The 12,070-nt window shown below is 45.2% G+C and carries 7 protein-coding genes; 2 read left to right on the forward strand and 5 right to left on the reverse strand.

The features are described 5' to 3' along the window. Positions 1-666 carry an SUMF1/EgtB/PvdO family nonheme iron enzyme gene (locus ACFPIB_RS01375; protein WP_378015621.1) on the reverse strand — a complete coding sequence of 222 codons (666 nt, stop codon included), beginning with the start codon at positions 664-666 and terminating at the stop codon, positions 1-3. Positions 667-773: 107 nt separating this feature from the next. Between ACFPIB_RS01375 and aspS the strand changes: the two genes are divergently transcribed. Together aspS and ACFPIB_RS01385 are read left to right on the forward strand one after the other, a co-directional pair. Next, positions 774-2,534: an aspartate--tRNA ligase gene (gene aspS, locus ACFPIB_RS01380; RefSeq protein WP_378015622.1), complete on the forward strand. Its 1,761-nt coding sequence runs from the start codon at positions 774-776 to the stop codon at positions 2,532-2,534. A 329-nt stretch (positions 2,535-2,863) separates the two neighbouring features. After that, on the forward strand, positions 2,864-6,010 hold the full coding sequence (locus tag ACFPIB_RS01385; RefSeq protein WP_378015623.1) for a GEVED domain-containing protein: 3,147 nt from the start codon (positions 2,864-2,866) through the stop codon (positions 6,008-6,010). A 440-nt stretch (positions 6,011-6,450) separates the two neighbouring features. Here the strand turns inward: ACFPIB_RS01385 and ACFPIB_RS01390 are convergent, their stop codons facing one another. The 4 genes from ACFPIB_RS01390 to nuoK all read right to left on the reverse strand — a co-directional run bounded on the left by ACFPIB_RS01390 (position 6,451) and on the right by nuoK (position 11,967). Further along, positions 6,451-7,830: an NADH-quinone oxidoreductase subunit N gene (locus ACFPIB_RS01390; protein ID WP_378015624.1), complete on the reverse strand. Its 1,380-nt coding sequence runs from the start codon at positions 7,828-7,830 to the stop codon at positions 6,451-6,453. 164 nt (positions 7,831-7,994) lie between these two features. Next, entirely contained in the window at positions 7,995-9,443 is a 1,449-nt protein-coding gene (locus ACFPIB_RS01395; protein WP_378015625.1) for a complex I subunit 4 family protein, read from the reverse strand. 198 nt (positions 9,444-9,641) lie between these two features. Beyond that, a complete protein-coding gene (gene nuoL / locus ACFPIB_RS01400) occupies positions 9,642-11,591 on the reverse strand; it encodes an NADH-quinone oxidoreductase subunit L (RefSeq protein ID WP_378015626.1) in 1,950 nt (649 codons plus the stop codon). Positions 11,592-11,637: 46 nt separating this feature from the next. Then, positions 11,638-11,967 (reverse strand): NADH-quinone oxidoreductase subunit NuoK, encoded by a 330-nt coding sequence (gene nuoK, locus ACFPIB_RS01405; RefSeq protein WP_378015627.1) that lies wholly within the window; start codon positions 11,965-11,967, stop codon positions 11,638-11,640. Between the last annotated feature and the right edge of the window lie 103 nt (positions 11,968-12,070).

Consider the following 12,070-nt stretch of genomic DNA (forward strand, 5'->3'; position numbering starts at 1 on the left):
CTATCGTTTTTCAAAGTAAGCCACGCAACGGAAGGTACGATTTAAAGCAGCGGCTTCACTTACATTTTTTGTCACAGCTTTCCTGGTAAAAGCATCTGTAACTACTACGTTGCCATCTGAGGTCATTTCTTCGAAATTGCGCGCTGGCTTTACTTTTTTAGGCATTCCGGATACCGTTTTCAATTCTTCCGGAGTTGGCAATCTATAAACAACTTTATAGACTTTATCGAATTTTGCATATTCCCGCTGGCCAGATAGGCAGATGTTTTTTGAATCGATAATATTATTGGATACAAAGTTGCTTCTCCATTTGCAGTAGGTTAAAGCCTGAAATTCAGAAATGCCAGTTAGAGGGATATCCGCAAATTTAGGATTGGAGTATTTGTTCTTCCCATTAATTATTTGGCTGGTATCAGGAAGCATAGATTTGTAAAAAGCCGCCGTTGAATCGTTTTTTATCTTATATAAATACACCATCCATTCAAAGTTGCTGATTACCTCCGTGTCTATATACCTATTTTCTTGAAAACGAACCGTACCGGGCGGAACAATCTCTTGCTTGCGTAGAAACGGGAAGAATGAGAGCCAGAGTGTTAAAATAGATAAAAGCATTTCGTGTAAGTTGGTCTGAGAAATAAATATAGCGTTTTTACTTTTTTCGCTCAAAACCCTACCGTTTTTAAAATGAACTTGCCTAAAAAACCTTACATGCTTCAGAAACTATGCGTACTTTTACAGGTTGAAAATTCTGAAGAAATAAAGCTTATTCCTATATGTTGAGAACGCATACCTGCGGCGAATTGCGCAGCGAAAATATTGGCGAAAAGGTAGTTTTAACCGGTTGGGTGCAGCGCTCCCGCGACAAAGGCGGCATGCTCTGGATCGATCTGCGCGACCGTTACGGTATTACGCAGCTTAGCCTGGAAGAAGGCAAAACGCCGGAAGATGTGCTGAAAGTGGCGCGTGAACTAGGTCGGGAGTTTGTGCTGAAAGCCGAAGGAACCGTAATTGAGCGCGAAAGCAAAAACGATAAAATGCCAACCGGCGCCATCGAAATTAAAGTTTCTACGCTGGAAATTCTGAATGCTGCGAAATTACCGCCGTTCTTAATTGAAGACGAAACCGACGGCGGCGACGACCTGCGCATGAAATACCGTTACCTGGATCTGCGTCGTAACCCGGTTCGGAAAAATCTGGAGTTGCGCCATAAAATGATGCAGCAAACCCGCGCGTATCTGGATTCCCGTGAATTTATTGAAGTAGAAACGCCGGTACTTATTAAATCTACGCCAGAAGGTGCCCGCGATTTTGTGGTGCCGAGCCGTATGAACCCGGGAGAATTTTATGCGTTGCCGCAAAGCCCGCAAACCTTCAAGCAGCTTTTAATGGTTTCCGGGTTCGATAAATATTTCCAGATCGTGAAATGTTTCCGGGATGAGGACCTGCGCGCCGACCGCCAACCGGAATTTACGCAAATTGACTGCGAGCTTTCGTTTGTAACCCAGGAGGATATTCTGAATATGTTCGAAGGCCTGGCGAAGCATTTGTTTAAAACTGTTCGCGGCGTGGAAATTGATAAACTGCCACGCATGACTTACGCCGATGCCATGAAATTCTACGGTAACGACAAACCTGATACACGTTTCGAAATGAAGTTCGTAGAACTGACCGATGTGGTAAAAGGCAAAGATTTCAAGGTTTTTGAGGAAGCGGAACTGGTGGTTGCCATCAATGCGAAAGGCGCAGCAACCTACACCCGCAAGCAACTCGACGAACTGACCGATTTTGTAAAACGTCCGCAAATTGGCGCTACCGGTTTAATTTATGCGCGTGTAGAAGCCGATGGCAACGTGAAATCTTCGGTAGATAAATTCTACGATCAGGAAGCTTTAATGAAATGGAAAGCTGCTTTGCAGGGCGAACCGGGTGATTTGTTCTTAGTACTTGCCGGCGCTGCCGATAAAACCCGCAAAGCGATGTCCGAACTTCGTCTGGAAATGGGAACGAAACTTGGCTTGCGCGATCCGAACGTTTTCAAACCGCTTTGGGTAATCGATTTCCCGCTGCTGGAATGGAACGACGAGGCGCAACGTTATTTTGCCATGCACCATCCGTTCACTTCGCCGAAGCCGGAAGATATGCACCTGATTGAAAGCAACCCAAGTGCGATCCGCGCGAATGCGTATGACATGGTGATAAACGGCGTAGAAGTTGGCGGTGGTTCTATCCGGATTCACGACCGTGAATTGCAAAGCCGCATGTTTAAGTTGCTTGGTTTCACGGAAGAAGAAGCACAGAATCAGTTTGGTTTCCTGCTGAATGCGTTTGAATATGGTGCGCCGCCGCACGGTGGTCTGGCTTTCGGTTTCGATCGTTTATGCTCGCTGTTTGGTGGTTCAGAATCTATCCGCGATTACATTGCTTTCCCGAAAAACAACGCCGGAAGAGATGTGATGATCGATGCGCCATCGCCGATCGCGCAGGAACAATTGGATGAACTGCGGATCGGTTTAAGAACTGAAGCCAAAGCTTAATCAGTTTTTTAACCTAAAAGCATAGCGTTTTTTACTTTTTCATAGGTAAACCCTACCATTTTAAACCTCCGCAGTAGCTGCGGAGGTTTTTTTTGTGCCTGGTTTTTAACTGTTTATAAATTTTGATGCAGCGTTTTTGCTAACGCAGGCAACCAGTTTGAATAATGAGTTGTCTGCAATTTTGTGAAAGTCACTGGTATTCATAGTGAATGATTCTATGGCTTGGTATTTTGCTTTTGTAGTTATCAATTTTCAAACAAGGATAATATTTCCGGCTCTTTCTAATTCCTGGCTTCTGTTTATTATTTAAAATATAACAAACTCACCCTATGAAAAGAAAATGTACTGATCTTCAATTCCTGCTACTTATCTGGCTGTTCTGGCTTTTGGCCTTACCTGAAACTTTTGGGCAGACACAGTATTGCACTACCAATCTATACTCGACCGGCTGTTCGGCTAACGACCGGATTGACCGCTTTGATTTTGGTACGATAAATAATTTAACAACTACCTGCGGAACGAACGGATATTCTGATTTTACAGCGATAACTGCCAATGTAAACCGGAATAATAATTATACGCTTCGAGTGCAGGCCAATGCAGCCTCAGCGCAGGGCTTTGGGGTCTGGATCGATTTCAACCAGGATCTTGATTTTGACGATGCCGGGGAATTTGTTTATGCCACGCCTACTACTGGTACCCAACTTTACACGAAGCAAATTCCTATTCCCGGCTCCGCTGTGCTGGGCCAGACCCGGTTACGGGTGCGTTCGGTAAAAAATGCCTTAATGGTAGCTGGAAGTTCTTGTTCGCAATTTGCTTTTGGTGAAACCGAAGATTATACCCTGAACGTGCTGCCAAATACACAGTATTGCACAGATCTTTATAATATTGGTTGTACCACGCAAACCATGATATCAGCTGTAAAGCTTAATACCATTAATACGAATGACCTTTTTTGTAATAGTGGTTCCGGCTTTGTAAACCGGACTTCGATGAGCACAACGGTGCAGATGGGAGTTACTTATCCGTTAGAAGTAACGGTAGCCTACAACGCGGGTGCAGCAGCGGTTTGGGTAGATTATAATAATGATCTTGATTTTGATGATATAGGTGAATTTATAATAGGCGATGCCGGGAGTGTTGGCGGGCCTGCTGAAATAATCGGGACGATCACAATTCCGCAAAATATTACGCCAGGGAATAAACGTATGCGGGTACGGTCATCTTCGAGTTTATCCGGATTTCAGGCTAGCGATGCTTGTAGATTCGAAGATAATGGAGAAACCGAAGATTATACCCTGAATGTAGTTGGCCAGACGCAGTATTGTTCCGTTGGGCTCTATCAATTTGCCTGCACTTTGGGGAGTTCTGATCATAATATTACGTCGGTAATTTTAGGAACAATTAATAACTCCAGCAGTTGTACCCCGGGCGGATTCGCCGATTACTCTCATTTAAGCACTTCGTTACAGCGGGGTAGTGCAAACCCAATCACTATAGGTCTAGGCAGAGCCAATCTGGCGATAGGGGTCTGGATAGACTTTAATCACGATCTTCAGTTTAACAACACCGATGAATTTGTGTACCAATCTGCGGTGCAGACCGGGATAATCCTTAATGGAAACATTGCTATACCGGTAAATGCTCCATTGGGAAGTACCCGCATGCGCATACGGACTTTCCAACCGAACCTGATTCCGCAGGCAAATCAGGCATGTTTTCAGGCAAGTAGCGGCGAAACCGAAGATTATACCGTTACCATTATGCCGCCTCCCGGCCCGACTGATGTTGGCGTGAGCGAAATAATCAGCCCCAAAAGTTCCTGCGGTTTGGGCACAACAGAAACGGTAGGCATTGTGGTGAAAAACTATGGCACTACTTCTCAAAGCAATTTTCCGGTGGGTTTTGCGGTGAATGGAGTGATTGGAGGTACTCAAATTATTAACCGGACCATACCTGCCGGCGATACCATTCACTTGAATTTCATTTCGAAAGCTAACCTTAGCGCGCTTTCCGGTTTTATTCTGAAAGCATGGACAAGCCTACCCACTGATGCACAATTGCTGAATGATACTACCAGGGTAACTGTTACAAATTTTGGCAATGGTATTTCGGTTATCCCCCATACCGAGAATTTCGATACTTTTTTACCTTTAATGGCCAATAACGAAGTTTTAGCCGGCGTATTTCAGAATGGCTGGAGTAATGCAACGAATGATAATATTGAATGGCGGGTTTCTTCGGCTTCTACGAGGCAATTGGCCAACGTAGGTCCAACCTTTGACCATACCTCGGGCAGCGGCCTTTATGTAAACGTAATTTATACTATTCCCGGCGGTGCTACTGCTAGTATGGAATCGCCCTGTTTAAATTTTACCAATGTAAATAACCCAACGCTTGAGTTCTGGTATCACATGTTCAATATTGGGTCCGGTTCATTAGCAGTAGATGTAAACGACGGGGGAACCTGGAATCTGAACGTTTTCAATCTGAACGGCTCCCAGCAAGGGCTTCGGGCTGATCCTTGGTTGAAAGCAACCGTTTCATTATTGCCTTATGCCGGTAAAGTGATCCGTTTGCGGTTCCGGGCTCAAAATGGCACCACCGGCGCCATTGCCCTGGATGATATTGGATTAATAAATCCACCTTTTCCGGTTCATAATATTGGTGTTGCTTTGCTTAGTTCGCCTCAAACAGGCTGTAGTTTAAAAGCTGCCGAAAATGTTTGCCTGCAGGTTACCAATCATGGCAACCAGCCAGAAACCAATTTCCCGGTTACCTATCAGCTTAATAACCTGGCCCCGGTTACCCAACTGTTTTCCGGAACGCCGTTGGCGGCGGGACAAACCGTAAGTTTTTGCTTTACTACTAAAGCAAATCTGAGTACTGCAGGAACATATCAGTTGAAAATTTATTCGGCACTTGCCACCGATACTTCCAGAGCCAACGATACCCTTCAGGCTGTAATTACGAATACCTTACCGAACCTTAATTTTACTTTTGCTGCTACTGCTGCCCAAACCTATCAGTTCACAGCGCAGAATACAGGAACCGGCAACCTTGCCTGGGACTTTGGTGATGGTAATACTTCAATGCTTCCAATCCCAATGCACCAATACAGCAAAGCGGGCACTTATACCGTGAAATTAACCGGCATGAGTGCTAACGGTTGTACCGGCGAAGTGCAGCAAACCATTTCGGTGGTGAGTGGCGTTAAGGAACTAGCCGAAAACGTTTTCAGAATTTACCCGAATCCGGCTTTCGATAAGATCACAATTGAACTGACCGGACAGGGGCAGGCACAGCAAATTTCGGTGGTCTCGGTTCTTGGAATAATTTTAAAAGAAATTGATCTGCCATCAGGGATCCGGAAAACCGAAATTAACGTGGGTGATCTGCCGGTTGGTTCTTATTTCATTCGGGTTACTACCGAAAAGGGAAATTTTATCAGGCCGGTTATTCTGTCTCGTTAGTTAGGGGCGTTTTTTTTACTTTTTAGCAAGAAAACCCTACCGTTTTTAAAAAAAGCCTCCGCAGTTGCTGCGGAGGCTTTTTTATTTCACATACGGCAAAAAAAAGTTCACTAATTGTATAAAGTTAGGCAACCGTTTGGGAAAAATGCTTGTCTATATTCTTGTGAGAGTTTAAATAGTAAATAGTAGGAAAACCGGGTTGCTTTCTGCCGCCTTCCTGTTTGGTTTAAAGCTGCTGCGGTATTTCCTACTTTTTCTCGCATTTTCTATAGCGTTTTTAAATAATAGGAATAATATAATTAGAAAAGCCTGCGCTTTAAGAGCAGGCTTTTTTCTTTCCAGACAAAGAAACTGAGTAAACAAAAAAAGTGCGACCGGAACATTTTACCAGCCGCACTTTTTTAGCTCAAAACCCTACCGTTTTCCGGCAGGAGAATTTCTTATAACCAATTGTTAAACCAGCCCGGGAAGAGACCCAGAACAAACGTAAAAATGCTCAGCACGATCAGCATGAAAGCTGCAAAACCATCTACGGCAACTTTTTCGCCGGCTGGTTCTTTCATGTACATGGCCATTACCACCCGGAAGTAATAGTAAATGCTCACCGCCGACATTAAAATGGCAACTACCACTAACCAAACCGCACCGGCTTCGATAGCAGCACCAAAGATGAAGAACTTGGCGAAGAAACCACCGGTAAGTGGAATGCTGGCCAAAGAACACATCGCAACGGTCATCGAGAAAGCCAGCAATGGATTCGTGCGGCCTAAGCCGTTAAACATTTCGTAGGTTTCGCCTTCGCGCTGGTCAGAAACCAGTTTTAAAACTCCGAAAGCGGCAATGGTGGCAACGGTGTAAGACAGCGCGTAGAATAAAATGGCGTTCTGTGAATAATCGTTGAAAGAAGTTAAGGCAATTAACAGGTAACCGGCGTGAGCGATGCTGGAATACGCCATCATGCGTTTAAAGCTGGCTTGTACGGCGGCACCAACGTTACCAATAATTAACGTCAGAACGGTTATGGCTACTAAAGTCGGGTACCAGAATTCGTTTAAACCCGGGAAAACGGCCCAAACCAGTTTGTAAAAAGCGGCAATACCGGCGGTTTTTACTACGGTGCTCATGTAAGCCGTGAACAGGGTAGGAGTGCCTTCGTAAACGTCCGGGGTCCAGAAATGGAACGGGGCGGCGCCAATTTTAAAGCTGATCCCAACCAATACTAATAAAACGCCGACTTCCATCATTGGCATTAAACCAGTTGCAGTAGTATTTGCGGAGAAAGAAGCAATTTCGGTAATGTTAAAGCTGCCGCTGGCGCCGTAAATTAGGGCAACGCCGAATAATAAAATACCGGTTGCAAATGAACCCATTAGCAGGTATTTCAGCGCAGCTTCGTTAGAGCGGAGTTCTTTTTTGTGGCTTCCGGCCAGCACGTACATGGCAATGGAAAGAATTTCGATGCCCAGGAAAAGCATGATGATGTTTTCGTAGCTTACCATCATAATGCCGCCTACCAGCGAGAACATCAGGATGGAAAAGAATTCAGCTAAATGCGGATTGCCTTCGCTGATGTATTTGTGGGAAAAAGGAATGATCAGCACCAGCGAAAGCACCATAATGGCGCTGAAAGCCACCGCAAAATTATCGATGGTGAGCATGCCGTTGAAATAGCTTTGCGGGTTATTCCAGTCCAGGAAATTCACGCCGAAAACAATGGCCAGGAAAAGAATTACCGCCGGCAAAATGATCTTGTTCGACTTCAGGAAGCCGAGGAAAAGGTTAATGATGCCGAAAACTGATAAAAGTATTATTGAAGTCATTTTTTATTTCGATTGTTCGAATTTTCGATGTTCGTATGTTCGTCTTTCTTTAAAGCTGGAACAAGGCGTTATCTAAAATCGAAGTTCTTTTATTCGTAATAAATAAAGTGTCAAATTGCTTTCAATGTCCGGACTTCGAAAATTCGAACATCGAAAATCCGAATCTACCTTTTAATAATGGTCAGTAAGTTTTGTACCGCCGGTTCTGAAATTTGCAGGAAAGTATTTGGGTGAAGACCGATCCAGAAAACCATGATGATCAGTGGAATTAAAACGGCTAATTCTACCGCGGTCAGGTCTTTGAACATAGCAGTTACGGAATTCGCTTCGCCGAACATTACGCGCTGGAACATGCGGAGTAAATAAACCGCACCCAGAATAATGGTTACGCCGGCTACGGCACCCATAATGTAGTTATGCTGGAAAACGCCTTGCAGCAACAGAAATTCGCCTACGAAACCGTTGGTTAAAGGCAGCGCAACCGTTCCGAGCAACATGATCATGAAGCAGATGGTGAAGGCTTTCGCGTATTGGGTAATACCTCCCAGCGCTTTGATTTCTCTCGTGCCAGTCCGGCGGAAAATGATATCGATCAAAAAGAACATACCAACTACGTTGATACCGTGGCTCAACATTTGAACCATCGCGCCTTGCATGCCCTGAATGTTCAGCGTAAATAAACCGGCAGCAATTAAACCAACGTGCGAAATAGAAGAGAAAGCGGTTAAGCGTTTCAAGTCGTTCTGACGGATGGCGATGATGGCGCCGTAGATAATTCCGATGATGGCTAAAACTAAAACTACATCAGCCCACTGTGCCACGCCGGCAGGAACTACCGGTAATAACCAACGGATAACGCCGTAAATACCCATTTTCAGCATGATACCTGATAAAAGCATAGTACCGGCGGTTGGCGCTTCGGTATAGGTATCGGGCTGCCAGGTGTGGAACGGGAAAACCGGCATTTTAATGGCAAACGCTATGAAAATGAACCAGAAAACCCAACTCTGATTTTCCGGCGATAAAGCTAATTGGTAGAAAGCGGAAATATCGGAAGTGTGTGTGCCGGGCGTCTGGAAGTACAGGTAAACGAACCCAACCAGCATGAACAACGAACCGAAAATGGTATAGATAAAGAACTTAAAAGTAACCGGTACGCGACGTTCACCGCCCCATATACCGCAAATAAAGTAGATCGGAATTAAGGCAACTTCCCAAAAGAAATAGAACAGAAACGCATCTAAAGCCACAAACGAACCGATCATACCGGTTTGCATGAACAGGATGAGGGCGTAGAAAGTACCGGCGTTGTTGTAGGTGTGTTTGAACGTGGAAAGAATGATCAGCGGGATCAAAAAGGCCGCTAAAAATACCAGCAGCAAGCTGATGCCATCCATGCCAATGTGGAAATTGATGCCGGCGTTCTGGATCCAGGGCTGGTTTATTTCGAACTGGGTAGCGGCGTTGGGTTCAAAAGAAACCATGGCGTAAACCGCGATCAGAAACTCGATGACTGCCGCGACGAAAGCCGTTTTCTTCGCAGCTTCGCCTTTCAGTAACAGTACCAGTAAACCAGCTAAAGCCGGCCAGAAAAGTAAGAGTGCAGTTAACATTTTCTATTTTTAATTGCTCTGGACACTAGTGTTTAGAAGCTAGTATCTGGACTTTTAATTTTTTGACACAAGTATCAAGACACAAGTATCAGGACTTTTTATGTTGAAAACGATAGCGTTTTGTGACGGTCGTTCCATTAAATTTCAATCTGTGTTTTTCAATTCTTCGATCTGAATTTTCAAATCTCTAAATCAAACTTAGCGCATGATAAAATTCAGCACCAGGATCAGGATAATTCCCAAAACCATAGTAAGCAGGTAAGAACCGATTGCTCCGCTTTGCAGCACGCGTAAACTGCGACCGCCACCCATTGTAACTTTCGCAAAACCATTTACCACCGGATCGATCACACCTTTTTCCACGAAGCGGTATAGGCCGGTTGAAAGTCCCATAATTGGTTTCACAATAATGGTATCGTAAATCTCATCGATGTAATATTTGTTGTAAACCAGTTTGTGCAGGCCGGTTTCGGTTCCTTCAGCAGCTGGTACTGATTTTTTGCTCACGAAAATTACATAAGCGATCAGCGCTGCAACCAAAGCTACTACCACTGAAATTCCCATCAGCATGTATTCTGTTGAATGATCCATGTGGTGTTCACCAAAAGCTCCCGGATTTACAAGTTTAGCATTGGCGTAAAGTGGCGCCAGGAAATTACCTAAGCTATGATTTTCGGAGAATACCGCCGGTAAGCCCATAAAACCACCAATGGTAGAAAGAATGGCCAGAATAATAAGCGGAATGGTCATGCTCTTCGGCGATTCGTGTAAGTGGTGGCGCTGCTCTTCCGTACCACGGAAACCTCCGAAGAAGGTCAGGAACATTAAGCGGAACATGTAGAACGAAGTCATGAAAGAAGCCAGCAGACCGAAGCCCCACATGATCTTGTTGTGCTCGTAAACGTGCGCCAAAATTTCATCTTTAGAGAAGAAACCGGCAAACGGCGGAATACCCGAAATGGCCAGCGTACCGATCAGCATAGTAATGAACGTGATAGGCAACGCTTTGCGCAGACCACCCATGTGGCGCATATCCTGTTCGCCGCTCATGGCGTGAATTACCGAACCGGCGCCTAAGAAAAGAAGGGCTTTGAAGAATGCGTGCGTTAAAACGTGGAAGAAAGAAGTGCTGTAAGCCATCACGCCCAGGGCAAGGAACATATAACCCAACTGCGAAACGGTAGAGTAGGCCAGCACTTTTTTAATATCGTTCTGGAAAAGGCCAATGGTAGCAGCGAAAACGGCAGTGGCCAAACCTATGATGGCTACAAATTCCAGCGTGATTGGCGCCATGGTATAAAGCACATTCGAACGGAGCACCATGTAAATACCGGCGGTAACCATGGTAGCAGCGTGAATTAAGGCAGAAACCGGGGTTGGACCAGCCATTGCATCCGGAAGCCAGGTGTAAAGCGGCAGCTGCGCACTTTTGCCCATCGCACCCACAAAAAGCAACAGCGTAATGGCCGTGATCATTTCCGAAGAAACCGACATGGTTGCTGCTTTGCCGAAAACTTCGGCGTAACCTACGCTGCCGTAGGTCATGAAAATCAGGAAGATACCAAGTAAGAAGCCTAAGTCACCGATGCGGTTCATAATAAAGGCTTTCTTGGCGGCGTTGTTGTATGGCGTTACTTTATTCCAGAAACCGATGAGCAAATAGGAGCAAAGACCGACACCTTCCCAGCCAATGAACATCATTACGTAGTTGGCGCCCATTACGAGCAGCAGCATCGAGAAAATGAAGAGGTTCAGGAAGGCAAAGAATTTACCGAAACCTGGATCGTGGTTTATGTAACCCGCTGAATACACGTGAATTACAAAACCAACGCCCGTTACCAGCAGCAGCATGATCAGCGAAAGCTGGTCGATCTGGAAGGCGAACGGAATGCTCAACGAACCAACTTTGATCCAGTTAAAAACTTCGGTGGTATAACCGGCCGAGCCAGATTCGAAGCTGATGAACAGGTAAATGGAAAGCAGGAAGGAAATGAAGACGCTGCCGCAACCCACCAGGCTAACCAATGATTTTGGAAGTTTACCGTTGCCCAGGCCATTAATAACGAAGCCAATAAACGGCAACAACGGGATCAGCAGGCAGATAAGCGCCATGGCTGCGTTGTTTTCCGGTACTTGAATTTGTTGCATTTATAAGGTTTTAAAAATGAACGTTATACTTTTCAGGCTCAAAAGCCTACCATTTTAGTTTGTTGAGCAAATGCACATCGGTGCTCTGCAAATTCCGGTAGATCATTACGATAATGGCCAGACCCACGCAGACTTCTGCCGCGGCTACCGCCATAATGAAAAACACGAAAACCTGACCGTTCGGATCGGAGCGGTAGGCAGAGAAAGCGGCTAAAAGCAGGTTTACTGCGTTCAGCATCAACTCGATAGACATGAAAATGATGATGGCATTGCGGCGAAGTAAAACGCCCGTCACCCCAATTACAAAGAGCGCCGTGCTCAGGAAGAGGTAATAATTTAACGGAATGGTCCGGATGACCTCAGGAATTTCGTTCATAGCCGATAATCGCTCGCGCGGTTACGTTGGGTTAATTGCGTAAAAAATGCAGCCGCAAAGTTATCCGCATTTTTCTATTTTACACAATTTATCGGCAATCTTC

The organism is Adhaeribacter terreus, from assembly GCF_042657365.1.
Lineage (GTDB): Bacteria > Bacteroidota > Bacteroidia > Cytophagales > Hymenobacteraceae > Adhaeribacter_A > Adhaeribacter_A terreus.